The sequence below is a fragment of the Rhodoferax sp. P2_H8_2 genome (assembly GCF_056403235.1).
The window spans coordinates 13684-39751 of the sequence record NZ_JBFUFW010000014.1; the positions used below are offsets into that span (position 1 = coordinate 13684).

Here is a 26068-nt window from a genome sequence, read left to right on the forward strand (position 1 = left end):
AAATTACTAATATAAAGCCATGGAACTCAGCAGCACTTCGCAACGCTTCGTCCTCCACTGGGGCGAAATGGGCACACGCTGGGGCGTCAACCGCACCGTAGCGCAAATCCATGCCTTGCTGTACCTGCATGGCAAACCGCTGCCCGCTGACGAGATTGCAGAAACACTGGCGGTTGCCCGCAGCAATGTCAGCAACAGCCTGCGCGAATTGCAAAGCTGGAACCTGGTCAAGGTCGTGCATGTGATGGGCGACCGTCGCGACCATTTTGAAACCGGCACTGACATCTGGGAATTGACCCGCACCATTGTGCGCGAGCGCCAGGAGCGCGAGATTGCCCCTACCACCGCCCTGCTAAAGGAATTGCTGAACGACCCGGAGCTGATGGTGGACGGTCTGGAGCGCGCGGCCCGCATCAAGGAAATGCTAACCATGCTGGAAGCATTGAGTGGCTGGAGCGAAGAGATGCTGCGCCTGGACACCGAGACCCTAGCCAAGGTACTGAAGCTGGGTGCCAAGATACAAAAGCTGTTGCGCGGAGAAAGCGTGGCCGTGGCCGACGATGCGCAAACCCGGGTCAATGCCATGGGGTCGATGATTGGCCCTTGAGTGCGCCCATTTTTTTGACTTTTTATTTCTGTTTATACTGAAATGACTGTAAATAAATACCAACTCGACGAGCCAGCCAACTATCCGCTGACGCTGCTGTACGACGGCAACTGCCCGGTGTGTCTGCTGGAGATGCGCCACCTCGCCGAACGCAATGGCGACAGCAAGCTCCGGTTTGTTGATATTGCTGCCCCGGGCTTTGATCCCGCCCCTTGGGTTGGCAACCACGCAAGCGTGGCCGACATGCAGGCCATCATCCATGCGGTTCGCCCGGATGGCAGTCTGGTGCGAGGGGTGGAGGTCATACGGCTGGCCTACGCCGCTGCTGGCTTGCACCACGTGGCCCGGCCGCTCGGCTGGCACTGGTTGCAACCCGTGTGGCGGGTCGTCTATGCGGCCTTTGCCCGTAACCGCTACGCCTTCTCAAAGCTCGCGATGCCGCTGATTACCCGCATTGCCGCCGCACGCGCGGTACGCCACATGCAAAGCTGCCACCAAGGAACTTGCGTCTTGCCAGATAGGAGCGAATCACCATGAACATCACCGTCTTGGGCGCCAGCGGACTGCTGGGCAATGCAGTCGCGCTGCAAATGGCCGCACGCGGCCACCACGTCACACGTGCCGGGCGCCACGCCTGCGACGTTGCCGTGGACTTTCGGTATGACGACCAGGTGGAAGCCCTGCGCAGCGTGGTTCGCGGCGCGGACATTGTGATCAACACGATTGGCATACTGATCGAGCGCGACGGCAACCACTTTGACACGGTCCACCATCAGGCCGTGGCTGCCCTGGCGGGCGCCTGTGAAAAGGAGCGTGTGGCCCGCCTGATCCACGTCTCGGCACTGGGTGTGGGAACCGGCATTGCCGGCTCCTACATGGCCAGCAAACTGGCAGGCGAACTGGCTCTGGCACAACACAGCGTGGACTACGCGATCGTGCGCCCCAGCCTCCTGGTCGACACCAACTGCCCAAGCACACGTCTGTTTCGCTGGCTGGCCAGCTTGCCTGTGCAGGTGCTGCCTGGCCTGTTGCAACCCGGTGCGTCCATCGTGGCGCCCATGGCGGTCAGCGATGTCGCGCAATGCATCGCGCATATCGCCGAGCACCCCAAGGCGCTGCGCCGCAACATCGAGCTGGGCGGCACACCCATGCGCTACCGCGACATGCTGGCCCACTACCGGCGCGAACAAGGCCGTGGTCCGGTACTGCGCATACCCATGCCTTGGTGGCTGATGAAAGTGACGGCTTGGCTGGCACCGCGCTTGCCACAAAACGTGTTTTCCATAGACACTGTGCGCATGCTGCAAGCCAACTCCATTCCACACAAAGACGAAACCTCACGTTGGCTGGGACATGCGCCCTCGCCCATCACCGCGCTGCAATGCAGCGTCTGAATGTCGCCATCGTTGGCGCCGGCTTTGCCGGGCTGGCCAGCGCCGTTTTGCTGGCACGCCAGGGCCACCGGGTCACCGTATTCGAAAAGTTCCGCGAACCCCGCGCCGTCGGTGCCGGCATCCTGATTCAACCCAGTGGCTTGGCTGCGATGCAGGCAATTGGCATACACGATGCAGTCGTGGCCAAGGGTGCACCGGTGCGAAAGCTCTACGGCGTGACGCACGCGCAGCGGCCGGTGATCGATGTGCGCTACGAAGACTGGCGCAAGGATTCCTGCGGCATTGGCCTGCACCGCGGCGTGCTGTTTGATGCGCTATGGCAATTGCTGCAACAAAGCGGTGTGCAAGTGCAGCTTGGGCAGGAAGTGAATAACCTCAAAGCCCTGCAGAGTACGCATGATCTGACCATCGTTGCCGACGGTGCCCATTCGCAATTGCGGGAGCAGACCGGCCTACCCAATCGCAGCACGGTCTACCCTTGGGGTGCCGTCTGGGCGGTGTTGGACGATCCCGACAACCACTATGGCAGCACGCTGTGGCAGTGGTTCCGCTCCGCCCGGCAGATGCTGGGCATCATGCCCACCGGCACGCCACCGGGCGGGCAGACACCCGTGGTGAGCCTGTTCTGGAGCCTGCGCGCTGATCGATTTGCGGCATGGCAAGCCGCGGGTCTGGCAGCCTTCAAGGACGAAGTGCTGGCCCTGAACCCGGCCTGCGGAAATTTGCTGGACCAGATCACATCGCAGGGCCAACTGACGTGGGCGCGCTACCACGACGTCGTCATGCCGCGCTACCACACGGACAACTGCGTGGTGATTGGCGACGCCGCCCATGCGACCAGCCCGCAACTGGGCCAAGGCACCAATCTGGCGTTGCTGGATGCGGTGGTGTTGGCCAACTGTCTGGCGCGTGAGAGCAGCGTGGCACAGGCCTTGGCGCGCTACACCCAAAGCCGGCGCCCGCACCTACACTACTACAGCCAGGCCAGCCGTTTGCTGACCCCGGCATTCCAGTCCGATCAGCGCGTGATCGCCTGGCTGCGTGATCGCCTGATGGCATGGTCAGGCCGTATGCCCATCACGGGTGATTTCTCACGCCAGACCCTGGTCGGCGTGCGTCAGTCGTGGTTACCGCTATGGCGCGGCGGAGAATTGAAGCTGGACCAGTTTTCAGATAGAAATAGCCCGTAGAGGCCGTAGTACAGGCGTGAGCAGCTATGAATTGTGTAGCAAGAAAAATAGGCTTGCAATGCTCACCGTCACAAGGGACAGCCGCCAGCAGAGTAGTCAGTAGTCTCCGTTGCCACCCGAGGCCAAGCTCTCAAACTTGGTGATCTGCTTCAGGAAGGCCAGCTTGGTCGTGCCCGTTGGGCCATTACGCTGCTTGGCGATGATGACCTCGGCCACACCCGGCTCTTTGCTGGGGTTGGGGCCATCCATCTTGTTGTAGTAGTCGTCGCGGTAGATGAACATGATCACGTCAGCATCCTGCTCGATGGCGCCGGATTCGCGCAAGTCGCTCATCATCGGACGCTTGTCGGGGCGAGACTCCACGCCACGGCTCAGCTGTGACAGCGCAATCACCGGGCATTGCAGTTCCTTGGCCAGCATCTTGAGGCCGCGCGAAATTTCGCCGACAGCCGTCGCGCGGTTTTCATCGCTCATGGCGCTGGAGACGCTCATCAGCTGCAAGTAATCGACCACGATCAAACCGAGCTTGCCGCACTGGCGGGCCAAGCGACGCGCATTAGCGCGCAACTCGCTGACCGTCAGGCCCGCGGTTTCATCGATGTGCAGGGAAATCGTGCGCAGCTTTTCAATCGCTTCCGTCAGGCGCGGCCACTCGTCGTCGGTCAGGCGACCAGTGCGTAAGTGACCCTGGTCGATGCGGCCAATCGAACCCACGATACGCACCGCCAATTGCGAAGCACCCATTTCCATGGAGAACACGGCCACGGGCAGGCCTTCGTTCAACGCCACATGCTCGGCGATGTTGATCGCCAGCGCAGTCTTACCCATCGAGGGACGCGCCGCCAGGATGATCAGGTCACCGGCCTGCATACCCGACAGGTTGCGGTCCAGGTCATAGAAGCCCGTTGGCACACCAGTGATGTCACTGGGGTTGTCCGCCATCTCCTGCACGCGATCCAGCAGCTGGACGACCAGGGACTCCATGCCCTGAAAGCCCTGCTTGTTGCGCGAGCCTTCTTCGCCAATATTGAAGATCTTCTGCTCGGCCTCGTCCACGATGTCCGCGACCGGCCGCCCTTGCGTATTGAAGGCATTGGTGGCGATCTCATCACTGGCGCTGACCAGCTTGCGCAGCACAGAGCGGTCGCGCACGATCTCTGCATAGCGGCGGATATTGCTGGCGCTGGGCACGTACTGCGCCAGGGAGTTCAGATAGGCCAGACCACCGACTTCTTCGGCCTTGCCCTGGCTTTGCAGATGCTCGTACACCGTGATCACATCGGCAGGCTTGGATGCGTTCACCAGCACCCCAATAGCGCCGTAGATCAGGCGGTGTTCGTAGCGGTAGAAGTCCGTGTCGAACAGGATGTCGCCCACACGGTCCCAGGCCCCGTTGTCCAGCAGCAGACCACCCAACACGCTGGATTCGCCTTCAATGGAATGGGGCGGAACGCGCAGTTGCGCAATTTGACGGTCTTGGCCGTAGTCGTCTACAGCAGAAAGTACGGCGGACATGGGATTTCCTTGAAGCTCTCCATACTAGGCGCTACCGGAAGACGGGGCAACGCATAAGTCTGGGAAGAACAGTGCTGAATTCTTGTGGATAACTGGTGAATACCTGTGGAAAAACAAAATCCACAAAAACAAAAGCCGCCAGGGCGAACCCTTGCGGCTTTTTGTAACAAACCCAGTCCTTGCGGACCGGAGTGTTATTTAGGCAGTTTCGCCCAGCACCGTCACGGTGATGTCGACGACCACGTCCGTGTGCAGTGCCACGGAAACGGTGCTGTCGCCAGTGACCTTGATCGGGCCATTGGGCATGCGCACATTGGCCTTGGCAACCTTGTAGCCACCCTTGACCAGCTCTTCAGCGATGTCATAGTTGGTCACGGAGCCGAACAAACGGCCGTCTACGCCAGCCTTTTGGGTCAGCTTGATGGTCGTGCCACCGAGCTTGGCGCCCAGAGCCTGGCATTCAGCCAGCTTGGCAGCGGCAATCTTTTCCAGTTCAGCGCGCTTGGCTTCGAACTCTGCCTTGGCAGATTCGGTAGCACGGCGTGCACGGCCGGAAGGGATCAGGAAGTTACGGGCATAGCCATCTTTAACCTTGACGATTTCGCCCAGGTTGCCGAGGTTCACGACCTTGTCGAGCAGAATAATTTGCATGGTCGGAGCTCCTTAGATCTTGTGCTGGTCGCTGTAAGGCAGCATCGCCAGGAAGCGAGCGCGCTTGATAGCGGTGTTCAGTTGGCGCTGGAAAATAGCGCGGGTACCGGTCAGGCGTGCGGGAATGATCTTGCCGTTTTCAGCAATGAAGTCACGCAGCGTGTCGATGTCTTTGTAGTCAATCTCTTCAACACCGGTCACGGTGAAGCGGCAAAAGCGCTTGCGCTTGAACAGCAGGGATTGTGTATTGCGCTTTGGGCGCTTGTCTTTGTTGAAACGTTTTGGTCCGGGCATGATGGACTCCTAAAAATTAGTCTTGCAAAAAATCTTGAATATGGAAAACAACCGCTTTGCCTTGTCGTGCATTGGCGATAAAACCACTGAACTTCCAGTTACTGCCGATGGCCTGCTTTGCAAGCCGCTCTGCCAGTACCCCGAAAGCCACCGCTTTCACCACCACCTTCACGGTTCTGGGACCTCCTGCTTCTGAGACTTCAGACTCGTGTTCGAGACTGATGTTCAGGGCCGGTAATCCTGCTGGCGTGTAACGCATGGCTTCTGCCTCTGCGATACACGCACTCAAAACCAGTGAGTTGGCTTGCACTCCTTTTCAGGCAAATGCGTTATTTACGCTTGGTACTCGGCCTGTTGGGCCTTGCGTGCGTCTTCGCGTTCCACAGTCTTCATCATGGACGAAGGGCCTGTGTCGGCTTTTTTCTTCAGCACGGTCAGGTGGCGCAACACAGCGTCATTGAACTTGAACGCGTGTTCCAGTTCGGACATCACAGCCTGGTCGGCTTCGATGTTGACGCACAGGTAGTGGGCCTTGGCCAGCTTGTTGATCATGTACACCATCTGACGACGGCCCCAGTCTTCAACACGATGGATCTTGCCACCGCCAGCGGTGATCATGCCCTTGTAACGTTCCAGCATCGCAGGAACTTGTTCGCTCTGATCCGGGTGGATCATGAGGATGATTTCATAATGACGCATTGATACTCCTTGAGGATTTCCCAGCATCTGGGTTGATAAAGCTGCCCTCCGCGTCGAATGGAGGTGCAGCAAGGCGAAGCCAAAGATTATAGCCCAGACAGGGCTTACTTGGCAATCAGCCCTCTGGAAGCGGCTTTTCGGGCCAAATCAGGCTGCACACAACGGCGGTCGCCAGCCCCGCAGACACACCAAAAACCCCCGCAGACACCGGCTGGATACCAAACCACAGGCCGTTGCCCGCCAAGCCCAGCGCCTGGCGCACCGAGGACTGGTTAATGATCAGGTAATACAGCGTGAGGCCCAAACCGGTCAGCATCGCGCACACTGCGCCCCGTCGGGTCATGCCCTTCCAGAAAATACCCAGCACCATGGACGGGACAAACGCCGACGCAGCCATCGAAAACGACGCGGATACCAAAAACAGGATGCCGGCGGGGCGCGTGGCGGCGGCATAGGCGGCAATCAGGGCGACCACCAGCAGCGCGAATTTGGACCACATGACCCGGCGCATCGCCTGAGCCTTGTTGCCCTCCCCACCGAAATACACGTCGTGCGCCATCGCATTGCCTATCGTCAACAGCAGCCCGTCCGCAGTCGATAGCGCCGCTGCCAGCCCGCCAGCGGCGACCAGGACCGAAACCACATAAGGCAAGCCTCCGATCTCGGGCGTCGCCAGCATGACCAGATCAGCCCCCAGGTTCAGTTCCGCGAATTGCAGGATGTGATCACCATTGACATCCTGCACCGTCAGCAGGCTGGGATCGCGCGCCCATTGCACCATCCAGTTGGGTAGTTCCGAGAACGGCAACCCCACCAAATGGGCCATCACCTCGTACTTCACCAGCACAGCCAGTGCTGGTGCAGACAGGTAAAGCAAGGCGATAAAGAACAATGACCAAGCCACGGAGCGCCGTGTTTCAGCCACGTTGGCTGTCGTGTAAAAGCGCGTCAAGACGTGCGGCAGACCGGCCGTCCCGACCATCAGGCAAAACATCAGGGCCAGAAAATTCAGCCGCGAGCTGGAATACTCCTCCTGTTCGGCGTCTGTACCTTTGGGGTCGCCCGTGAATGGCGTGGCGTGCAACGGCATTCCGCCCAAAGCATGCGAGCGGTCCCGGTAGTCCTGCAATTCGCGGCTCCAGCGTTCGCGCGCGGACGCCTCGTCTTTGGGCAAAGCTGACAATTCTCGGCGCACGCTGGCGACCTTCGCATCCTCGGCCCTGGCGTCGATCAGCGTGCGCAGGTTCTTGCGCAGCTCCTCCCGTTGCGCCTGCAACGCGGCATCCACATCACGCAGTTTGAATTCCAGCGCCTGCGCACGGCGCGCATAGGCGTCGGTCACTTCCTTTTCGGCGGGCGAGTCCCGCAGCGTCTGCTCCAGCACCGCGATTTTGTCCAGTTGCTGCCCATATGCCAGCGGAGCCAAGGGGTTGCCGGTCTGCTTGTAAGACAGCCACGACACCGGGATCAGGAAAGCCAGAATGATGACCACGTACTGCGTCACCTGCGTCCAGGTCACCGCCCGCATGCCACCCAGAAACGAACACAGCAGCACGCCGCCCAGCCCCAGCAGGATGCCGATCTCGAAGTTCACGCCGGTCAGGCGCGAGGTGATCAAGCCCACGCCATAGAGTTGCGCAACGACATACGTGAACGAGCACAGCATCGCCGCGAACGCAGCAATCATGCGGGGCCAACGGCCACCGAAGCGCACAGCGAAATAGTCCGGAACTGTGTACAGACCGAGGCGTCGCAAATACGGTGCCACCAGCATCGCCACGAGGCAAAACCCGCCCGTCCAGCCCAGGATGTAAGCCAAGCCTCCGGGTTGCGCCGCATTGCCCGAGAAGCCCTGCAAATACAGGCCACCCGCCAGGCTGATGAACGAGGCAGCGCTCATCCAGTCCGCAGCGGTTGCCATGCCGTTGTACATCGCTGGCACGCGCCGACCAGCCACGTAGTACTCTGCCGCCTCGGCGGTACGGCCGTAGACACCAATGACTGCGTAGAGGATCAGCGTAGCCGACAAGAAGATTCCGGCAACCCAAGCCTTGGACAGGCCAAATTGCTCGGTGATGGCCACACTGCCCAACAGCACCAGCAAGCCCACCACAAACCAGGTAAAGCGCCTGTGCAAGCGCTTGTTATAGGCCGCAAAACCAACGGGGAATACATCGGCAGCGGGGCCATCGCGCCGGTTCGCTTGGCGCGCAAACACCACGGCGATAGCGACGAAGCACAACACACTGCCTTGCGCGCACAACCAGAACGTCAGCGGCCAGTCGACCAGCCGAACGTCCCAATCGCGCGCGAAAAACACCACGCCGAATGAACAAAGGAACCAGCAGGTCAGCAGCCCTGCATGCAGGCGCCATTGACCGCTGGCGGGTACCGTGGACATCAGGTGGCGAGTTGCTGCCAGGTCGCGATCACGGAGTCAGGGTTCAGCGAAATCGACGAGATGCCCTCTTGCTCCAGCCAGCGTGCGAAGTCCGGATGGTCGCTAGGCCCCTGCCCGCAAATACCGATGTACTTGCCCTGCTTCTTGCAGGCGGAGATCGCCAAGCTGATCAACGCCTTGACCGCAGGGTCGCGCTCATCAAAATCAGCGGCCAGCAGCTCCAGCCCAGAGTCCCGGTCCAGACCCAGTGTGAGCTGCGTCAGATCGTTGGAGCCAATCGAGAAACCGTCAAAGTATTCGAGGAACTGTTCGGCCAGGATCGCATTGCTGGGGATCTCGCACATCATTACGAGCTTCAAATCATCCACACCGCGGCGCAGCCCGTGGCGCGCCAACAGCTCGGTCACGGCCTTGGCTTGGCCCAGCGTGCGCACAAACGGCACCATCACCTGCACATTGGTCAGGCCCATGTCGTTGCGCACGCGCTTGAGCGCTTCGCATTCCATGGCAAAAGCCTCGCCAAATTCGGGGCTCACATAGCGCACCGCACCGCGGAAACCCAACATTGGGTTTTCTTCTTCCGGCTCGTAACGGCTGCCGCCAATCAGCTTGCGGTACTCGTTGCTCTTGAAGTCCGACAGGCGCACGATCACCGGCTTGGGCCAGAACGCAGCGGCAATGGTGGCAACGCCTTCGGCCACACGGTCCACATAAAAAGCGCGCGGCGATGCATGGCCGCGGGCCACCGACTCCACCGCCTTCTTCAAGTCGCTGTCGATGTTCGGATAGTCGAGGATGGCCTTGGGGTGCACGCCGATGTTGTTATTGATGATGAACTCCAGCCGCGCCAGGCCCACGCCCTGGTTGGGCAACTGGCAGAAGTCAAACGCGAGCTGGGGGTTGCCCACGTTCATCATGATCTTGACCGGGATGTCCGGCATTGCGCCGCGCTGCACTTCGGACACTTCCGTCTCCAGCAGGCCGTCGTAGATAAAACCGGTATCGCCTTCTGCGCAGCTCACGGTCACCAGCATGCCGTCCTTCAAGACCTCGGTCGCGTCACCGCAACCCACCACCGCAGGAATGCCCAGCTCACGGGCGATGATGGCCGCGTGACAGGTCCGCCCGCCGCGGTTGGTAACAATGGCTGAGGCGCGCTTCATCACCGGCTCCCAATTGGGATCGGTCATGTCGGTCACCAGAATGTCGCCGGGTTGCACCTGGTCCATCTCGCTGATGTTTTGCACTACGCGCACCGGGCCTGTGCCAATCTTCTGGCCAATCGCGCGCCCTTCCACCAGCACCGGGCCCTTGCCTTTGAGCTTGTAGCGCAGCTCGACTTTGTCGCCGGCCTGGCTCTTCACCGTCTCAGGTCGCGCTTGCAAGATGTAGAGGCCGCCGTCGATGCCATCCTTGCCCCATTCAATATCCATCGCGCGGCCGTAATGGTCTTCGATCACCAGCGCGTATTTGGCCAGTTGCTCGACGTCGGCATCGGTCAGCGAATAGCGGTTGCGCAGCTCTGTGGGTACATCGGTGGTTTTGACCAACTTGCCGCTGGACGCCTTTTCTTCCGGTGTGGAAAACACCATTTGCAGCAGCTTGGAGCCCAGGTTGCGGCGGATCAACGCGCGCTTGCCTGCCTTGAGCATGGGCTTGTGCACGTAGAACTCGTCCGGATTCACGGCGCCCTGCACCACCGTCTCGCCCAAGCCATAGCTGGACGTAATAAACACCACTTGGTCAAACCCGGATTCGGTGTCGATCGTGAACATCACACCGGCCGCGCCCAGATCCGAGCGCACCATGCGCTGCACACCGGCAGACAGCGCCACCACGTCATGCGCAAAGCCCTTGTGCACGCGGTAGCTGATGGCGCGGTCGTTGTAGAGCGAGGCGAATACCTCTTTCATCTTGTGCAGCACATCTTCAATACCGACCACGTTCAGGAAGGTTTCCTGTTGACCGGCAAACGAGGCATCGGGCAAATCCTCCGCAGTCGCCGAGGAGCGCACCGCAAAGCTGGCCTGGGTATTGCCTTCAGACAACGTAATGAAGGCCGTACGGATTGCGGCTTCCAGGTCAGCCGGAAAAGGCTGGGCTTCAACCATCGCACGGATCTCGGCGCCTACGGTGGCCAGCGCACGCACGTCTTCGGTATCCAGGGTTTTGAGCTTGGCGCTGATCTTGTCGGCCAAACCGGCGTGGGCCAGGAACTGGCGAAACGCATGGGCCGTAGTGGCAAAGCCGGTGGGCACTTTGACACCCTGCGGCAGCTGGGAAATCATCTCCCCCAAGCTGGCATTCTTGCCACCGACCGACTCAACGTCGGTCATGCGCAGTTTCTCGAAGGGAACGACCAGATCGGTCGGCTCAAACAGGGGTTGGGACAAGTTGGACACAGCAATACTCCAGAAGTTAAAACCCTTGCGCCCATCCCATACCTCGCCGTATGGGGGACTGGCACATTCCCTCGGCCCTCGATTTGTTGCTGTGCTTGTGGGGAGGACCCGGAAATGCGCTAAATTGAGTCCATTGTAGAGGTCACCCTATGCCCCAGCGCTCCGTATTCTTTGTCTCCGATGGCACCGGCATCACCGCCGAAACCTTTGGCAACGCCATCCTGGCCCAGTTCGAGATGCGCGCCCGGCATATCCGCCTGCCGTTTACCGACACCGTGGACAAGGCGCACCAGGCCGTAAGGCAGATCAACCACGCGGCCGAAGTCGATGGCGCGCCGCCGATTGTGTTCAGCACGCTGGTGAACATGGAGGTGCTCAAGGTCATTCAGGAGGGCTGCAAAGGCATGCTGTTGGACATGTTTGGCACCTTTGTGCAGCCGCTGGAGCAGGAGCTGGGTCTCAAGTCCAACCACCGCATTGGCCGCTTCTCGGATGCCAGCAAGAGCAAGGAATACAACAGCCGCATTGAGGCGATCAACTTTTCGCTGGAGCATGACGACGGCCAGAGCAGCCGCAACCTGGAGCAAAGCGATGTGATCCTGGTCGGCGTAAGCCGCAGCGGCAAGACGCCGACGTCGCTCTATCTGGCGATGCAATATGGTCTGAAGGTGTCCAACTGCCCACTGATCCCGGAAGACTTTGAGCGCCGCCAGTGGCCGCCTGCACTGGTACCGCACAAAGCCAAGATCTTCGGCCTGACGATCCAGCCGGAACGTTTGAGCGAAATCCGCAACGAACGGCGGCCCAACTCCAAATACGCCTCACTGGAGAACTGCCGCATGGAAGTGTCTGAGGCTGAAGCCATGATGCGGCGCAGCGGTATCCGCTGGCTGTCGACCACAACCAAGTCGATTGAAGAAATTTCCACCACCATCCTGCAGGAAATCCATCCGGACCGGCTGGTGTACTGATTTTTCGGCGGCGTGTCTGCTATATTTTTAGTAGCTGCTTACGCACGTTCTATGCGCTCTAGAGGCACTTTTTACTGGTAATCCGGGCTTCCCGCTGCAGATACGGCGTGCGTACCCTGGGCAGCGGCGTCACGCAGCAAACGCCCGACCTGCTCCTGCAGCCGAGCCAGCGTGCGCAGCAAGATGCCGTGCTCTTGCAGCAGCGTGCGAATTTCCGCTTCGGTCCAGCCCAGAGCGGGCTGGTGACCACTATTGGTACTTTCATCCATTTGAGAATCCTCCGGAAAAAAGCAGTGGCGCCCAAGTCTGGTTACCCAAACCAAGGCGCCACCTAACGCACTAACAGTTGTGCGAACCCATCCTCACTTCGTATAGCCTGTGCACGCACCTTCCAGACGGCGTGCACAGACTCTTCACTCAATACCACCTGCGGCGTACCGCTGGCAAAAATCTGTCCGTGCTGCAACAACACGACATGGTCTGCATAGCGCAGCGCCAGGTTCAGGTCGTGCAACACGGCCACGACGCCTACGCCCTGCCCCTTGGCCCAGTCGCGCGCCAGGCGCAACACCTGGTGCTGGTGCGACAGATCCAGCGCAGCGGTGGGCTCGTCCATCAGCAGCCAGCGTGGCGCTCCATCCGGCAGCGGGTCCCAGATCTGCGCCAGTACGCGCGCCAGTTGCGCACGGGCGCGCTCGCCACCGCTCAGCGTGTTGACCACACGGTCTTGTAAATGCTGCACGTCGGTCGTGCGCATCGCGGCGTCGACAATCCCAGCTTCATCGCGGCTGGGCTGCAAGCGGTGCGGAAAGCGCCCCAGCTCCACCACTTCGCGCACGGTGTAGTCAAACGCAATGGAACTGTCCTGTGGCAGCAGCGCCCGCACTTGGGCCAAAGCCTGTGGCCGGTACGCCGACAAGGCCAGGCCGTTCAAAGCCACCTGCCCTGACGAGGGCCGCCGCTGGCCGCTGAGCAGGGACAAGAGCGTGGACTTGCCCGCGCCGTTGGGGCCCAAGAGCGCCGTGAGTTGCCCCGGCATCAAGTGCAACGACGTGGGCTGCAACAGGTGTGTGCCCTGTATCGAAACTGAAGCGGCTTGGGTTTGCAGGAGCGTCATTACACGCGCCCCTTGAACGTACGCAACAGCAGCAGGAACACCGGCACACCGACAAACGCTGTCAACACGCCCAATGGCAACTCCGCCGGTTGCACGATGGTGCGGGCCACGCTGTCCGCCAGCAGCACCAGCGCCGCGCCCAGCATGGCCGACGCGGGCAAGACCACGCGCTGGTCAGGTCCGGCAATCAAGCGCACGCAATGCGGCGCGATCAGACCAATGAAACCAATCATGCCGGTGCTGGCCGTCACTGCGCCCACCGCCAGCGCGGTGACCACCACGGCCTGGCGCTTGACGCGCTCCACATCCACCCCCAGCAACGTAGCCTGGGCTTCACCCAGCGCCATCGCATTCAAGGGCCGCGCCAGGCGCAGGCCAAAAAAGACACATACGGAGACGACGACAGCGATCAGGCTCACCGCATTCCAGCGCGCACCGCCCAGGCTGCCGAGCAACCAGAACTGCAGGCTACGCAGTTGCTCATCGGTCGCCAGAAAAGTCAGATAGCCCAGCCCCGCACTCGCCAGCGCATTGATCGCAATACCGGCCAGCAACATCATGCCCACGCGCGTTTCGCCGTTGGATTGCGCCAGCATGTAAATCACGATCGTCACCAGCAGCCCGCCCGCAAACGACGAGCACACCAGCATCCAGCTCCCCAGCGAATGCGACAAGCTGGGCGCCCACACGGTACCCAACACAATCGCCAGCGCCGCTGCAAGCGCGGCGCCTGCGCTGACCCCAATCAGACCTGGATCGGCCAACGGGTTGCGAAACATGCCTTGCATCAGCGCACCGGCCAGCCCCAGACCCGCACCAGCGGCCAGCCCCAGCACCAGACGCGGCAGGCGGATATGCAAAAACACCAGTTCCGCCGAAGACCTTTGCGCGTCCCAGGCCAACAGCGAGTTCAACATCTCCAGCAAATCGGAGAAGCCGATCGCATAGGCGCCGCGCGCGCTGGCCACCAGCAGGCTGGCGACGACCAGCACGCCGCCCATGCCCAACACCATGGACCGAGGCATTCGCACAGCAGCAGTTCTGTTCAAAGCAACACTCATGCAGCGACAAGACGTTTATGCAACGAAGCCATAGTCGCCGGCATGCGCGGCCCGAAGCCCAGCAGTTCCAGCGCGTCCACCTGAATCAGCGTGCGGTTGCGATAAGCCGGGGTCAGCTCCAGTTCCGGGCGGGCCCAGAACTTGTCTGCACCGCCCGAAGCAGTAATGCCCTGCACGGTGGTCAGGATCACATCCGGCGCAGCCACAGCCATTGCTTCGGCCGTCATTGGCCGGTAGCCGTTGAAGCTGTCCATCACATTGATGCCGCCCATAAAGCGGATCACTGCGTCGGCGGCAGTCTTGCCGCCAGCCACTTGCGGGCTGGCGCCATGGGCCAGGATGAACAGCACGCGGCGCTTGGGTCCGCGCGCTGCGGCCACCGTCTTTTGCACCTCAGCCCATTGGGCATCGAGGTCCGCCAGCAAAGCCTTGGCTTTGGCAGGCTGAGCCGCAGCGTTGCCAACCACGGTGATCTTGCGTTGCACTTCGGCCCAGCTATGGTCGGCATCCACCAATGCAATCTGCACACCCGCGCTGCGGATTTGGTCCAGCACCGCAGGCGGTCCCGCTTCCGTGGTGGCAATCAGGACGTCGGGCTTCAGCGACAGCAGGCCTTCCGCAGACAACTGGCGCATGTAGCCCACCTTGGGCGTGGCCAATGCCGCTTCAGGAAACAGACTGGTGGTGTCGGTACCGACCAGTTGTGCCTGCGCGCCCAATGCATAAACGATTTCAGTGATCGCTCCGCCCACCGAGACGATTTTGGGCAAGCCGCTCTTCGCGGAGCGCGATGCGCTGGCTGGGCTTGATTGCGCCAGTGCCAGACTCGGGAGCGCAGCACTCACAGACAGCGCGCCACCGAAGGCTGCCGCCTGCTGGAGAAGTGTGCGACGTTGTAGTTGCAGTGGAAGATGGGACATGGTGTTTCTTTCCGATCCGCACGTTTACACGCTCACCGGCACTTGGGTGGTCACGTCCAAACGCGGCATACCGGCCACCAGATCGCGCCAGGCTTGCAACTCCGGCACACCGGGCTTGCGCACGCCAAAGAACTGCGCCATCAAGTCACTGCGCGCGTCGAACACTTCAATCGATGTCACGACGCCATCCGCAGTGGGCTTTTCCACCGCCCAGACGTTGGCGATCATGTCTTCGCGCAGATGCAGGTTGAAGCTAGGGTCCAGCACGTTGAGCCAGCGCGTCGTGGGCGACACCATGGGCTCGATGCGCTTGACCGGGCCGCTGTGGATCTGGATGCAGCCGGGGTTGCCGACGAACACCATGATGGGCGTGCCTTCCATGGCCGCTTCGTTCAGCAAGTTGCCGACTGCACCGTTTTCCAGACGGGCCGTAAAGCGCCCCTCTGCCAGGGCCAGCGCCTGTTCGCGCTGCACATCCAGCTTGCGCAGCAAACCGAAGAAATCGTGGGTGTCCTTCAGATTGGCCCAGCCATCCAGCAAGCCTGCGGCATCGATGTCTGCATCGGGGCGTGCTGGCTTAGGGGCGGGAGCGGGTGTGAACGCAAAGCGCTTGCCTGGCACTGCAAACTTCTCGATCAATGCGTCAAAGGCAACCAAGTCGGTACCCGCGCGGGCAAAAATCTTGTGCACCGCGTCTCCGTGCGCGTCAAAGAACTGTAAGCTGCGCGATGGCGGATTGGCAGGTTCGTTAGCCAGCTCGGTCACTGCATAGCCAGCATGCCAGCGCATGAAGAACAGGCGCAAATCAATCACATCGCCCAGTGCCAAGCCCATGCCGCCATTGGCGCTGACGTTCTGGTAGGTGCCGGTCTTTTCGTGCACGGTGGATTCGTTGCGAGTGAGCGCCATCACTTCGCCGCAATGCTGAATGCCTTGCAGGACTTCGACCCACGGGCCTTGCAATGGAACGGTCTTCAGCTTCAGGTCATGTTCACCCGCGTGGGCATCCAGCGCCGCGCCTTCGCTCACGCCAATGCTCAGCGCGGCATCGCGTGCGCGCTTGCCGCTGTTGCGCGCGGCAGTAAAGCGTTCGCGCAGATCAGCAGGGTTCAGGGTTTCAAGTACGGCGCTCATTGCAATTTCTCCGGGGTCGTGTGCCACAGGGCACGGGCCTGCTCATTGGCAGATAAAGAAGGTGGTTCTACGGGTAAATCTTTGGCCGCTGCATCCGACGCCTGGGCCAACCAGTGCATACGCAGCTTCCACGTCAAGGCCTGGAAGCCAGGCGACACCAGCGGGTGCTGCGACAGCACACCCAAGTTGCAAAAAATCTTTTGTGACATCGCGTTGCGTTGCTGCACGCACTTGGCTTCAGAGAAGCCTGTCATCAGCGCCAACGTGCCAGCGAGCAATGCCTCCAGGCACGGCATCTGGTATTCCTCGCTGATAGCGGCTTCGTCTTCGGCGCCTTGGGGCAGTGTGCGTGCCATGGTCAGAAATCAAACACCAGCGAAGCTTGCGCGGAACAACCGGTCTGTGTGTATGCGTCCAGCGTGGTCGAGGTCGTTGCCTGGCCGCGCACATCGGTCCAGCGCCAGTATTTTTCGTCGGCCACGTTATTGATCGCTGCGTTGAGGCGCAAGTTCTTGCGAATGCGCCACTGGCCGCCCAGATCCACCGTCGTCGCCGCAGGTGTGGCGAATTGGGTAGTGGTGCTGATGTCAGACCGGTCCTTGGCGGCGTGGTTGGTGACATCCAGTCGCAGGTCCCATGCATTAGTGCGGTACTTCAGGCCCACATTCAGCTTGGCCGGATCGATGGAGTCAATCGGCTTGCCGGTGCTGTCGTCGCGACCGCGCGATTCGCCATAGGCCAGGCTACTGCTCAATGTGCCATCGCCTAGCTTGCCCATGGCCCAGTCCAGCTTGAATTCAAATCCGGAAATGCTGGCCTTGGTCAGGTTGACCGACTGAAAAACGATAGGGTCGCCAGGCGCTCCGGTGCCGCCAACTTGGACATCGTTTTCAATAAAGTCGGTGTAGCGGCCATCAAATGCGGCGAGGTCCAGCGACACATTGCCCAAGCGGCCGCGCAAACCCAACTCAAAGTTCTGGCTGCTTTCGGGCTTCAGGTTCGGATTCGGAATGGTCTTGTAGCCCTGTTGTACGTTTTCGAAGAAGTTGTTGACCTGAAACGCGTTGGGCGCCTTAAAGCCAGCGGCATAGTTGCCAAACACGCTCCACTGCGGTGTTACGCGGAACAGCACACCCAACTTGGGAGACGAGGCGTTGCCAGACAACGATTTCGCAGCGGCATTGAAACCGGTTTGGTCTGCGTCCAGCGCGAAGCTGTCGAAACGCACACCGGGCGTGATGCTCCAGGCGCCACCAATCAACTCGTCTTGCAGGTACACAGCGCTGGTGGTTTCACGGGTGTCGGGGAAGCGCTTCAACGGGAAGGTCTCGCCTGCAGGCGGCGTCACGCCGTTTTGCAGGTTGTAGACACGCGCAACGGCGTAGTCCACACCGTAAGTCAGTTTCTGCGCCCAATCACCGCCCATGCGAATCACTTTATCGCCCTGCAGGTTGAACTGCTGCGTGTTCTCGTCATAGGTGACATCGCGTTCTCGGTCGGCCGAGGTGTAACGGTCTTCAAATACGAATTCGCGCGACTTGGCAGTTTGCGTGCTGACCACGACCTTGACTGTGTCGGCTGCAGCCCAGTTGGTGCGCAGCGTGGCGTCCCAGGTCAGGCGGTCGCGCTGGGCGGTGGAATAGGCGGTCTGACCGATGATGGAGGCCGCAGCCAGCGGGGTGGTGGGCGTGACAGCAAACAGACTGGAAAGCACATTCACATTCGAGCGGCGCTCAACATGCTCCAACGTCAACACATGCTTGGCATCGGCACTGGACTGCATCACCAGCTTACCCAAAACGGAACTGGTGCGATCTTGCTGCGGATTGGGCTTGGTGCGGTTGGTATTGGCCGAATCGTTGGTACCCATATTGGTCAGGTCGTAAGCCGTGCGAATGTTCGCAGCCAACAGCCATTGCAAGTTGTCCTGCGCCTTGCCAGCGATAGTCACACCCGCGTTGGTGGACTTGTCGTCATCGCTGTAACCGACCGTGGCACGGCCACCCAGACTGGCACCCGGCTTGATCAAATCAGCGGGTTCGGTTGATATGAAATTGACCAGACCACCCATGCCGTCCGAGCCATACAGCGCCGAGGCTGGGCCCTTGACCACTTCAATGCGCTCGGTCAGACCAAGGTCAAAATAATCGCGACCAAAATTGTTGGCAGCGAATACATAGCTGCGCGGCGTGCGGATGCCATCCACCAGCATCAGCACGCGGTTGCCTTCCAGGCCACGGATATTGAAACCTGCATCGCCTTCGCGGCCTGCAGGTGTTGTGCCCGCCAGAGTAAAGCGCACGGGTGCGCGCTTAACCGACACGTTGGGCAGATCACGCGCGATGTCGCGCAGGTCACGGATTTGCAGTTCTTCCAGCTTCTTCTGGTCAATGACTTCGATGGTCGCGGGCACATCGTCTTTGTCCTGCTCACTGCGCGATGCGCTGACAACTACTTCTTTGAGAGCCGGCGCAGCTGCGGTTTGCGCCCACGCTGCACTGCCCCATGCCAGACCCAGAAGCAGCGGCAGTTTGCGCAAAGGAAATGCCCGAGATACGTACGAATTAGCCATTGATCACCCATGAAAGTAAAAACTCAACATTGGCTGGCTGGGCTGGCTGGCGAACCCTTTTGGAAGGGCGGCAGTTTGGCTCGTCGTAGCTGGCTAACTATGCACACGATTCTATATGATAATTATTCGCATTTAGATTTACATACGAAATTTCATGACAAAACGACATGCGTATAGCCTCAAAAAATGGGGGTTGGCGCTCTCCTTTATCACCGCTTCGTTGGGCGCGCCAGGCCAAAGCCATGGACTGGAAGGCCGGGTGTGGCGCACCAAGGCACAGACGTTCATCACCCCCGATGCCGCCTTGGCTCTGATTGCTACCCGCCCCACCATCCTGTTGGGCGAAAAACATGACAGCGACTACCACCATGCCTTGCAACTCCAGGTGCTGGAAGCACTGCATAACAAGGGCCGCAAGCCTGCACTGGCGATGGAGCAACTGGACCAGGAAAACCAGCCCGCCATTGACGTGGCACTAGCTCTCCCGGAATTTGCAACACTCGTACCGGCAGATGCCGCAGACCGTGTTGCCGTCCTAGGTAAGCTTAACCAGAAGGGTTGGCGCTGGCCCATGTACCGCGATCTGCTGGCCTTTGCACTTCAAAACAAATGGCCTGTTGTCGGTGCCAACCTATCGCGCAAACAGGGGCGTGACATTGCAATGGGCACCGCGTCAGTGACGTTGCCGGAGCTACCGGCTTCAGCTATCAATGCCTTGGAGGCAGACTTGATAGAAGGCCATTGCGGCCAGCAACCCGCGTATCTGGCTGCAATGGTCATGGCGCAACGGGCGCGCGACCTCACCATGGCCAAGGTTCTGGAAGCTTCAGGCCCGGAGGGCGTGGTACTGATTGCTGGCGCAGGCCATGTACGTCGCGACCGCGCAGCACCCGCCTACTTGACTCCTGCCAGATCTGCACAAGCCATTAGCGTTGCATTCACGGAAGTTGGTGAGACCAAGAAAGCGCCGAACGACTATGACGCAGCGGGCTTTGACCTGCTTTGGTTCACGCCGGCAACGCTACGCGAAGACCCATGCGCGAAGCCACTCGGCGGCAGTGTGGCGCCAAACCGATAGGCCGCTTGCACAGACCGAGGCAGCCAATGACAATGGCCCCAATCATTACTAAAAAAGGATCCCCCATGAAAGGCGACGCCCAAGTCATCGCACACCTGCAAGCCCAGCTCAAGAATGAGCTGACGGCCATCAACCAGTATTTCCTGCACTACCGCATGCTCAAGCACTGGGGTTTCGAGAAACTGGCGAAAAAGGAATATGAAGAATCCATCGGCGAGATGAAGCACGCTGACAAACTGATGGACCGCATCTTTACGCTCGATGGTCTGCCCAACCTGCAGGATCTGGCCAAGCTGCTGGTTGGCGAAACCGTGCCCGAGATACTGGCCTGCGATCTGAAGTCTGAAATGGGCGCGCAAGCCACGATCAAGGCCGGCATTGCCCATTGCGAAACCGTACGCGACTACGTATCCCGTGATCTGCTGCAAGGCATCCTGGACGACACTGAAGAGCACATCGATTTCCTGGAGACCCAGATCGAGCTGATTGACAAAGTGGGTCTGCAGAATTACCTGCAAACGCAAATGGGCGAGGCAGAGTAGTACTGCCACCAACCACTTCCGTCTAAAAAAACCTGCCGACTGCGTGTCTGGCAGGTTTTTTTTCGCCAAAAAGCACAATAAACCGTCGAGCGCAAATGATAAGGATTCGCATTTGTATTACAATGAACACATCAATTTTTAACTTTTGCCGAGCCCACCATGATTGTTTGTGTATGCCGCCGAGTCTCTGATCACGAGATATCACGTCACGCGCGCGCCGGCATGAGCTTTGACGATATTCAGATGGAACTGGGCGTAGCCGCCCAATGTGGCAGTTGCGAGAGTTGTGCGCGCGACATCGTCGCCCAGTGCAATGCCAGCCACCCTATCGCCTGGTTGCAGCGCGCTGATGCCCTGCCCCAGCATTCGTCCGCTACGTATTGAAATGATTTATCCGCGCATGTCCCGCGTGCGGGGCATGTCTTTTTTTGTCCGCCAGCCAACGTCCATCGGGCTTCGTACCGCGTGTTCTAGCCAGCCAATTTGTTTATTGACTTCAAGGAAACACCCCATGTCAAACGCTGTTAACAATCCGGCCAAGGCCACCCTGTTGCCCCTGGGCGCCATGCTGCTGGCCGGCTCCATGCCGTCCATGGCCCAACAAAAAGCGCCTGACGAAGAAAAGACGCTGAAGCCCGTGGTCATTAAAGAAAAGGCCGAGGCGCCTGAAGGCCGCGACTCGGTACGTGCCACCAGCACCTCCATTGGCAAGGGCAAGCAGGAACTGCGCGACATTCCTCAGTCCGTCACCGTGGTTACTGAGAAGCTGGTCGTTGACCGCAATCTGGACACACTGAAAGACGTGTTGCACAACACCGCAGGTGTCACCTTCCTGGCAGCCGAAGGCGGTGAAGAAGACATTCGCCTGCGCGGCTTCTCTCTGGCCTCTACCGGCGACATCTTCATCGACGGCATGCGCGACCCGGCTTTCTACGAGCGCGACACCTTCAACAACGACCGCATTGAATTGCTGCGCGGCTCTGCCTCCATGCTGTTTGGCCGTGGCTCCACGGGCGGTGTGGTCAACCAGGTGACCAAGCAACCCAAGGAATGGACTGCCAGCACGGTTGCCACTACCCTTGGCAGCTTCGCCTACCGCCGTCTAACCGGTGACTTCAATGTGGAAGCCGGCGATGACGCCGCCATCCGCATCAACGCGATGTACACCAAGGCCGACAACAACGGCATGGGCACCAGCATTGACAAGCGCGGCATCGCCGGCGCCGTGCGTTGGGGCATTGGTTCATCCGATGAATTCCAGGCCAACTTCTATAGCCTGAGAAACAACAACGGCATGAACTATGGCCTGCCGTGGATCAAGCCCACTGCCACTGCGCCCGCCACTGAGACAGGGCTCAACACCAAGCTGGATCCAAGCGATTATTTCGGCATGGCCAGCGATTACAACAAGGGCATGGCGCAAACCGTGGGCGCCAGCCACGTGCACCGCTTTGGCGACGAAACCGAGCTGCGCACCGCCGTCCGCACCGGTCACTTTGAGCGCGACCAGCGCGCCAGCCTGATTCGCTATTGCGTGCGCAGCACTGCTCAGCCGACTTGCCAGACCGCAGCGATCGGCTTGGATACCTTTACCCCGGCCACTGTGCTGACACGCGCCAACCAGAACAAGATCCAGAATCTCGACGCACTCTATCTGCAAAGCGATTTCAGCACCAAATTCAATGCTTGGGGTGTCAAGCATGAAGTGCTGAGCGGCGTGGATTTTTCCAATGAACGCAAGAGTGTGTACGCTGCCGTGGGTACGCTCAACAAGCCCAACACACTGGCCGGTACGCCCAATGATGGCGCAGCCATCGACGAAGGACTTCGCGCCCTGCTTACCAACAATACGTTCACCGCGAAAAATCTGGGCCTCTACGTCCAGGATCTGGTGCAGATCACTCCGACCTGGAAGCTGTTGGGCGGCTTGCGCTATGACAGCATGCACGGTGACTACCGCACCTTTGCAACCACCGGCGCGAACGTCGGTAACGCGACCAACGCGTACACGCAAGAGATCGGCGATTGGAGCGAGCGCGTCGGTGCGCTGTACCAACCCAACGCGCTGCATTCGTACCACGTGTCCTTCGGCACCTCGTTCAATACCTCGGCCGATACCTATTCGTACAGCGCGCTGGGCGCCAACACACCCCCCGAGCAAAGCCGCAACTTTGAAATTGGCGCCAAGCTGGATACTGCTGACAAGCGTTTCACAACCCGTCTGGCGATTTTCCAGTCGACCAAATTCAACGAGCGCAATACAGATCCGGACAGCGCCGCCACCGCGTTCCTGCTGAGCGGCAAACGCCACAGCTCGGGTCTGGAAGTCGACCTGACCGGTCACCTGACACCGCAGTGGGAAGTGTTTGCGTCTTACGTGTGGATGCCTGATGCGATCATCGACATCGCCTCCCCCACCGCGGCCGCTGGCGACCGCGAAGGCGAGCGTCCCGCGCTGACTCCGATCAACAGCGGCACGTTCTGGACCACCTACCAGTTGACACCGCAATGGCGTGTCGGCGGCGGTCTGAACTTCCGCGGCGAACAAACGCCTAACCGCAACCCCGCCGGTGTTGTGGCCCCAGCCTTCACCACCGTGGACCTGATGGCCGAATACACCTTCAGCGAAAAGGCCTTGCTGAAAGTCAATATGACCAACCTGAACAACACGCTGTACGCCGATGCGCTGTACACGGCCTTCTACGTGCCAGGTGCCGGTCGCAACGTGCAGGCCACGTTGACAGTGAAGTTCTAAAGCGGAGCTTTTAGTCATGCTGCTTCACCTGCCCCAAATCCTCACCCCTGACGAAGTGCAGCAGGCGCAAGCCTTGTTGTCCACTGCGCCGTGGAGCGATGGAAAAAAGGGAGCGGGTGAGCAAGCACGCCAGGTGAAGAACAACGAGCAACTGGACCATGACTGTGACGAAGCCCGCGCGATACGCCAAATGGTGTTGCAGGGCCTGGACCGCAGCCCGCTGTTCTTCTCTGCAACGCTGCCTAAACGCGTATTCCCACCGCGCCTGAACCGTTACGGCGGTGACAGCAACTACTACGGCAACCATATCGACGGCGCCGTGCGCTACATGCCCGAGACCGGGCAGCGCGTGCGCACCGATGTGTCTTGCACCATTTTTCTGTCGGAGCCCGATAGCTACGACGGCGGCGAGCTGTGCATCGCCGATACCTTTGGCGAGCAAGCCGTCAAGCTGGCCGCAGGCGACATGGTGATTTATCCGGGCACCAGCCTGCACCAGGTCAAACCCGTCACACGCGGCCATCGTCTGGCCTGTTTTTTCTGGATTGAAAGCATGGTGCGAAGTGATGAACAGCGCCGCCTGCTCTATGAGTTGGATATGAACCTTCTGGCACTGCGCCAACGCCACGGCGAAACCGATGAAACCACTGCACTGACTGGGGTCTATCACAACCTGCTGCGCATGTGGTCGGATACCTGAGATGCAACGCAATACCAAAATCGTAGTCACCGTCCTGCTGCTGCACGTCGCAGCCATCTGGGCCTTGCAATCGGGCCTGATGCGCAAGGTGGTCGATCTGATCATCCCTGCTGAAATCATTGTGGAGATGGCCGCCCCAGAGGAAGCTGCGCCGGAAAAGGCCCAGCCACGCGTCGAACAACAGGCCACGCCGACACCTCAACGCACGCAGGTCGCGCAACCAACGCCCCAATTACTGGCTGTCAATCAGCCCAATCCGGTTGCGGCTGAGCAGGTCTATGTACCTGCACCGGTTACTGCACCATCCACCAATGCCAACAACACACCGGCTGCCTCGCCCTCGCCCGCTGTCGCCGCCCCACCCGCGCTGGTACTGCCGTCCACCGACGCCGATTACCTGAACAACCCCAAGCCGCCCTACCCGCCCTTGAGCAAACGCCTGAATGAACAGGGCAAGGTTGTAATTCGCACGCTGATTGGTGTCGATGGCACAGCCCAACAAGCCGAGATCAAACAGAGCAGCGGTTTTGACCGCCTGGACGAGGCCGCACGGGCCACCGCACTGCGCTGGCGCTATGTGCCCGGCAAACGTGCCGGCGTCGCCGAGGCCATGTGGTTCAACGTGCCGTTCACGTTTGAACTGACCAGGTAACAACGATTTTTAGTACCGTATTTTTTTGGAGTAGTTATGGATTCGACGCTTGGCGCAAACATCGGACTTTTTGCAATGTGGACCCAGGGCGACTGGGTGACCAAGGCCGTGGCAGTGATGCTGCTGGTGATGTCGGTGACCTCCTGGATCGTCATCTTTATCAAGGCGCTGGACATCATCAAATACAAAGGCCTGAGCCAGAAGACTGAAGCCTTTTGGCACAGCGAAAGCTTCAAAGCGGGCCTGAACGAACTGGGCACCCAGGAAGGCAACCCCTTCGTGCAACTGGCGCTGGCCGGGCAAGAGGCGACAGCCCACCACCGCAATGCACAAACCCAACTGCATGACACGCTGGACCTCAGCGACTGGGTTGTCCGCACGCTGCGCAACTCCATCGACGACAGCACCGCGCGCTTTCAGGCGGGCTTGGCCATACTTGCGTCTGTGGGCTCCACCGCGCCTTTCGTTGGCCTGTTCGGTACGGTCTGGGGCATTTACCACGCGCTGATGGGCATCAGCTCCGAAGGCATGGCCACCATCGACAAGGTCGCCGGCCCCATTGGCGAATCGCTGATCATGACGGCACTGGGTCTGGCTGTGGCGATCCCCGCGGTGCTGGGCTACAACGCACTCGTGCGTGGTAACAAGGGCATCCTGACGAAACTGAACCGTTTCGCACACGACCTGCACTCCTTCTTCGTTACTGGTGCCCGAGTGGGCGCAGGCAAGGTCCGCTCACTGGATGCGGCCCGCAAGGAGGCTTGATATGGCCTTCGGAACGCTAGACGACACCCTCGACGCCGACACCGAGGTGATGAACGAAATCAACATGACGCCGCTGGTCGACGTGATGCTGGTGCTGCTGATCATCTTCATCATCACCGTGCCGGTTATGAAGCACGCCATCAACGTCGCCCTGCCCAGCGCCAGCGCGCAGCGCCTGGACGCGAAGCCGGAAACTATCCAGCTCAGTGTGGATGCCCAAGGCATTACCTACTGGAACCAGAGCCCCATCGGCGAAGCTGAACTGGCAACGCGCTTCAAAACAGAAGCTGCGAAAGAACCGCAACCCGATCTGCACATCCGCGCCGACAAGGCCGTGCGCTACGAGTTTGTGGCACAAGCGATGGCGCAGGCCCAGCAAGCCGGTTTGCGCAAGATTGGCTTTGTGACCGAGCCCAAGAAGTGAACACCCATACGCCCGCACCACCAGAGCCTGAGAACGCGTTGCCTGCGGCAACACGTCCGCAGCCCGCGGATGCAGGCGCTAGCCCGCCAGCAACTGGCGCTCGCCACACCATCCAATCGGCGGACCTGCTGGGTGGCGCAACCACCGTTGAGATTGAGCACCTGGGCCAGACCTACCGCCTGCAAACCACGCGCGCGGGCAAGTTGATCCTGACCAAGTGAGGT

At 60.1% G+C, this 26068-nt stretch carries 28 protein-coding genes; 14 read left to right on the forward strand and 14 right to left on the reverse strand.

The genetic code is table 11. From position 1 onward, the window contains the following. Positions 1–19 precede the first annotated feature (19 nt). From AC1DV6_RS17940 to AC1DV6_RS17955, 4 genes are read left to right on the forward strand one after another with little or no spacing between them, the layout of a single operon-like run. The gene (locus AC1DV6_RS17940; protein ID WP_477979878.1) at positions 20–607 is read left to right on the forward strand and encodes a GbsR/MarR family transcriptional regulator; all 588 of its coding nucleotides are present in this window, start codon (positions 20–22) and stop codon (positions 605–607) included. A 42-nt stretch (positions 608–649) separates the two neighbouring features. Beyond that, entirely contained in the window at positions 650–1144 is a 495-nt protein-coding gene (locus AC1DV6_RS17945; protein ID WP_477979880.1) for a thiol-disulfide oxidoreductase DCC family protein, read from the forward strand. Continuing rightward, complete coding sequence (locus AC1DV6_RS17950) at positions 1141–2001, forward strand: NAD(P)H-binding protein (RefSeq protein WP_477979882.1); 861 nt, start codon at positions 1141–1143, stop codon at positions 1999–2001. The genes AC1DV6_RS17945 and AC1DV6_RS17950 overlap by 4 nt, the downstream gene beginning before the upstream one ends. Beyond that, positions 1989–3191, forward strand: a complete 1203-nt coding sequence (locus AC1DV6_RS17955; RefSeq protein WP_477979884.1) for an FAD-dependent oxidoreductase — start codon at positions 1989–1991, stop codon at positions 3189–3191. Before AC1DV6_RS17950 ends, AC1DV6_RS17955 begins: the two co-directional genes overlap by 13 nt. 96 nt (positions 3192–3287) lie before the next feature. Here the strand turns inward: AC1DV6_RS17955 and dnaB are convergent, their stop codons facing one another. The 7 genes from dnaB to ppsA all read right to left on the reverse strand — a co-directional run bounded on the left by dnaB (position 3288) and on the right by ppsA (position 11153). After that, a complete protein-coding gene (gene dnaB, locus AC1DV6_RS17960; RefSeq protein WP_477979886.1) occupies positions 3288–4706 on the reverse strand; it encodes a replicative DNA helicase in 1419 nt (472 codons plus the stop codon). A gap of 198 nt (positions 4707–4904) precedes the next feature. Then, the gene (gene rplI / locus AC1DV6_RS17965; RefSeq protein ID WP_477979888.1) at positions 4905–5357 is read right to left on the reverse strand and encodes a 50S ribosomal protein L9; all 453 of its coding nucleotides are present in this window, start codon (positions 5355–5357) and stop codon (positions 4905–4907) included. Positions 5358–5369: 12 nt separating this feature from the next. Beyond that, on the reverse strand, positions 5370–5651 hold the full coding sequence (gene rpsR / locus AC1DV6_RS17970; protein ID WP_029708819.1) for a 30S ribosomal protein S18: 282 nt from the start codon (positions 5649–5651) through the stop codon (positions 5370–5372). Positions 5652–5667: 16 nt separating this feature from the next. Next, complete coding sequence (gene priB / locus AC1DV6_RS17975) at positions 5668–5961, reverse strand: primosomal replication protein N (protein WP_477979890.1); 294 nt, start codon at positions 5959–5961, stop codon at positions 5668–5670. 23 nt (positions 5962–5984) lie between these two features. Continuing rightward, entirely contained in the window at positions 5985–6350 is a 366-nt protein-coding gene (gene rpsF, locus AC1DV6_RS17980) for a 30S ribosomal protein S6 (protein ID WP_477979892.1), read from the reverse strand. A 115-nt stretch (positions 6351–6465) separates the two neighbouring features. Next, entirely contained in the window at positions 6466–8751 is a 2286-nt protein-coding gene (locus AC1DV6_RS17985; protein ID WP_477979894.1) for a VC_2705 family sodium/solute symporter, read from the reverse strand. Further along, entirely contained in the window at positions 8751–11153 is a 2403-nt protein-coding gene (gene ppsA, locus AC1DV6_RS17990; protein ID WP_477979896.1) for a phosphoenolpyruvate synthase, read from the reverse strand. The genes AC1DV6_RS17985 and ppsA overlap by 1 nt, the downstream gene beginning before the upstream one ends. A gap of 149 nt (positions 11154–11302) precedes the next feature. Here ppsA and ppsR point away from each other — a divergent pair, with 149 nt between their 5' ends. Then, positions 11303–12124 (forward strand): posphoenolpyruvate synthetase regulatory kinase/phosphorylase PpsR, encoded by an 822-nt coding sequence (gene ppsR, locus AC1DV6_RS17995; protein ID WP_477979898.1) that lies wholly within the window; start codon positions 11303–11305, stop codon positions 12122–12124. A 71-nt stretch (positions 12125–12195) separates the two neighbouring features. Here the strand turns inward: ppsR and AC1DV6_RS18000 are convergent, their stop codons facing one another. From AC1DV6_RS18000 to AC1DV6_RS18030, 7 genes are all read right to left on the reverse strand, one after another. Continuing rightward, positions 12196–12393 (reverse strand): hypothetical protein, encoded by a 198-nt coding sequence (locus tag AC1DV6_RS18000; protein ID WP_477979900.1) that lies wholly within the window; start codon positions 12391–12393, stop codon positions 12196–12198. A 62-nt stretch (positions 12394–12455) separates the two neighbouring features. Continuing rightward, positions 12456–13241, reverse strand: coding sequence for a heme ABC transporter ATP-binding protein (locus AC1DV6_RS18005; protein ID WP_477979902.1), 786 nt, complete (start codon positions 13239–13241; stop codon positions 12456–12458). Then, a complete protein-coding gene (locus tag AC1DV6_RS18010; protein ID WP_477979904.1) occupies positions 13241–14266 on the reverse strand; it encodes a FecCD family ABC transporter permease in 1026 nt (341 codons plus the stop codon). The genes AC1DV6_RS18005 and AC1DV6_RS18010 overlap by 1 nt, the downstream gene beginning before the upstream one ends. Before the next feature lie 32 nt (positions 14267–14298). Next, on the reverse strand, positions 14299–15222 hold the full coding sequence (locus tag AC1DV6_RS18015) for a heme/hemin ABC transporter substrate-binding protein (RefSeq protein WP_477979906.1): 924 nt from the start codon (positions 15220–15222) through the stop codon (positions 14299–14301). Between the two features lie 24 nt (positions 15223–15246). After that, positions 15247–16356, reverse strand: a complete 1110-nt coding sequence (locus AC1DV6_RS18020; RefSeq protein WP_477979908.1) for a hemin-degrading factor — start codon at positions 16354–16356, stop codon at positions 15247–15249. Further along, positions 16353–16712: a hypothetical protein gene (locus tag AC1DV6_RS18025; RefSeq protein ID WP_477979910.1), complete on the reverse strand. Its 360-nt coding sequence runs from the start codon at positions 16710–16712 to the stop codon at positions 16353–16355. Before AC1DV6_RS18025 ends, AC1DV6_RS18020 begins: the two co-directional genes overlap by 4 nt. 2 nt (positions 16713–16714) lie before the next feature. Beyond that, positions 16715–18928 carry a TonB-dependent hemoglobin/transferrin/lactoferrin family receptor gene (locus AC1DV6_RS18030; protein ID WP_477979912.1) on the reverse strand — a complete coding sequence of 738 codons (2214 nt, stop codon included), beginning with the start codon at positions 18926–18928 and terminating at the stop codon, positions 16715–16717. Between the two features lie 154 nt (positions 18929–19082). Here AC1DV6_RS18030 and AC1DV6_RS18035 point away from each other — a divergent pair, with 154 nt between their 5' ends. From AC1DV6_RS18035 to hemP, 9 genes are all read left to right on the forward strand, one after another. Continuing rightward, the gene (locus tag AC1DV6_RS18035) at positions 19083–20006 is read left to right on the forward strand and encodes a ChaN family lipoprotein (RefSeq protein WP_477979914.1); all 924 of its coding nucleotides are present in this window, start codon (positions 19083–19085) and stop codon (positions 20004–20006) included. Positions 20007–20071: 65 nt separating this feature from the next. After that, entirely contained in the window at positions 20072–20548 is a 477-nt protein-coding gene (bfr, locus tag AC1DV6_RS18040) for a bacterioferritin (protein ID WP_477979916.1), read from the forward strand. Between the two features lie 159 nt (positions 20549–20707). Further along, positions 20708–20932, forward strand: coding sequence for a (2Fe-2S)-binding protein (locus AC1DV6_RS18045; RefSeq protein ID WP_477979918.1), 225 nt, complete (start codon positions 20708–20710; stop codon positions 20930–20932). Positions 20933–21059: 127 nt separating this feature from the next. Further along, positions 21060–23303: a TonB-dependent receptor gene (locus AC1DV6_RS18050; protein ID WP_477979920.1), complete on the forward strand. Its 2244-nt coding sequence runs from the start codon at positions 21060–21062 to the stop codon at positions 23301–23303. Positions 23304–23319: 16 nt separating this feature from the next. Next, the gene (locus AC1DV6_RS18055; protein WP_477979922.1) at positions 23320–24003 is read left to right on the forward strand and encodes a Fe2+-dependent dioxygenase; all 684 of its coding nucleotides are present in this window, start codon (positions 23320–23322) and stop codon (positions 24001–24003) included. Between the two features lies 1 nt (position 24004). Then, positions 24005–24655 carry an energy transducer TonB gene (locus AC1DV6_RS18060; protein ID WP_477979924.1) on the forward strand — a complete coding sequence of 217 codons (651 nt, stop codon included), beginning with the start codon at positions 24005–24007 and terminating at the stop codon, positions 24653–24655. Positions 24656–24691: 36 nt separating this feature from the next. Next, on the forward strand, positions 24692–25420 hold the full coding sequence (locus AC1DV6_RS18065; RefSeq protein WP_477979926.1) for a MotA/TolQ/ExbB proton channel family protein: 729 nt from the start codon (positions 24692–24694) through the stop codon (positions 25418–25420). Between the two features lies 1 nt (position 25421). After that, complete coding sequence (locus AC1DV6_RS18070) at positions 25422–25844, forward strand: ExbD/TolR family protein (protein ID WP_477979928.1); 423 nt, start codon at positions 25422–25424, stop codon at positions 25842–25844. Further along, positions 25841–26065 carry a hemin uptake protein HemP gene (gene hemP, locus AC1DV6_RS18075; RefSeq protein WP_477979930.1) on the forward strand — a complete coding sequence of 75 codons (225 nt, stop codon included), beginning with the start codon at positions 25841–25843 and terminating at the stop codon, positions 26063–26065. Before AC1DV6_RS18070 ends, hemP begins: the two co-directional genes overlap by 4 nt. Positions 26066–26068: the final 3 nt, after the last annotated feature.

Coding starts and splice junctions, on each gene's coding strand:
- AC1DV6_RS18010 (WP_477979904.1), bottom strand. CDS start 14,266: ATGCCTCGGTCCATGGTGTTGGGCATGGGCGGCGTGCTGGTCGTCGCC.
- bfr (WP_477979916.1), top strand. CDS start 20,072: ATGAAAGGCGACGCCCAAGTCATCGCACACCTGCAAGCCCAGCTCAAG.
- AC1DV6_RS18050 (WP_477979920.1), top strand. CDS start 21,060: ATGTCAAACGCTGTTAACAATCCGGCCAAGGCCACCCTGTTGCCCCTG.
- AC1DV6_RS18005 (WP_477979902.1), bottom strand. CDS start 13,241: ATGACGCTCCTGCAAACCCAAGCCGCTTCAGTTTCGATACAGGGCACA.
- dnaB (WP_477979886.1), bottom strand. CDS start 4,706: ATGTCCGCCGTACTTTCTGCTGTAGACGACTACGGCCAAGACCGTCAA.
- rpsR (WP_029708819.1), bottom strand. CDS start 5,651: ATGCCCGGACCAAAACGTTTCAACAAAGACAAGCGCCCAAAGCGCAAT.
- AC1DV6_RS18000 (WP_477979900.1), bottom strand. CDS start 12,393: ATGGATGAAAGTACCAATAGTGGTCACCAGCCCGCTCTGGGCTGGACC.
- AC1DV6_RS17940 (WP_477979878.1), top strand. CDS start 20: ATGGAACTCAGCAGCACTTCGCAACGCTTCGTCCTCCACTGGGGCGAA.
- AC1DV6_RS17950 (WP_477979882.1), top strand. CDS start 1,141: ATGAACATCACCGTCTTGGGCGCCAGCGGACTGCTGGGCAATGCAGTC.
- AC1DV6_RS17945 (WP_477979880.1), top strand. CDS start 650: ATGACTGTAAATAAATACCAACTCGACGAGCCAGCCAACTATCCGCTG.
- AC1DV6_RS17985 (WP_477979894.1), bottom strand. CDS start 8,751: ATGTCCACGGTACCCGCCAGCGGTCAATGGCGCCTGCATGCAGGGCTG.
- AC1DV6_RS18025 (WP_477979910.1), bottom strand. CDS start 16,712: ATGGCACGCACACTGCCCCAAGGCGCCGAAGACGAAGCCGCTATCAGC.
- rpsF (WP_477979892.1), bottom strand. CDS start 6,350: ATGCGTCATTATGAAATCATCCTCATGATCCACCCGGATCAGAGCGAA.
- AC1DV6_RS18045 (WP_477979918.1), top strand. CDS start 20,708: ATGATTGTTTGTGTATGCCGCCGAGTCTCTGATCACGAGATATCACGT.
- ppsR (WP_477979898.1), top strand. CDS start 11,303: ATGCCCCAGCGCTCCGTATTCTTTGTCTCCGATGGCACCGGCATCACC.
- AC1DV6_RS18060 (WP_477979924.1), top strand. CDS start 24,005: ATGCAACGCAATACCAAAATCGTAGTCACCGTCCTGCTGCTGCACGTC.
- AC1DV6_RS18070 (WP_477979928.1), top strand. CDS start 25,422: ATGGCCTTCGGAACGCTAGACGACACCCTCGACGCCGACACCGAGGTG.
- AC1DV6_RS18065 (WP_477979926.1), top strand. CDS start 24,692: ATGGATTCGACGCTTGGCGCAAACATCGGACTTTTTGCAATGTGGACC.
- AC1DV6_RS18035 (WP_477979914.1), top strand. CDS start 19,083: ATGACAAAACGACATGCGTATAGCCTCAAAAAATGGGGGTTGGCGCTC.
- AC1DV6_RS18055 (WP_477979922.1), top strand. CDS start 23,320: ATGCTGCTTCACCTGCCCCAAATCCTCACCCCTGACGAAGTGCAGCAG.
- AC1DV6_RS17955 (WP_477979884.1), top strand. CDS start 1,989: ATGCAGCGTCTGAATGTCGCCATCGTTGGCGCCGGCTTTGCCGGGCTG.
- AC1DV6_RS18030 (WP_477979912.1), bottom strand. CDS start 18,928: ATGGCTAATTCGTACGTATCTCGGGCATTTCCTTTGCGCAAACTGCCG.
- AC1DV6_RS18020 (WP_477979908.1), bottom strand. CDS start 16,356: ATGAGCGCCGTACTTGAAACCCTGAACCCTGCTGATCTGCGCGAACGC.
- AC1DV6_RS18015 (WP_477979906.1), bottom strand. CDS start 15,222: ATGTCCCATCTTCCACTGCAACTACAACGTCGCACACTTCTCCAGCAG.
- rplI (WP_477979888.1), bottom strand. CDS start 5,357: ATGCAAATTATTCTGCTCGACAAGGTCGTGAACCTCGGCAACCTGGGC.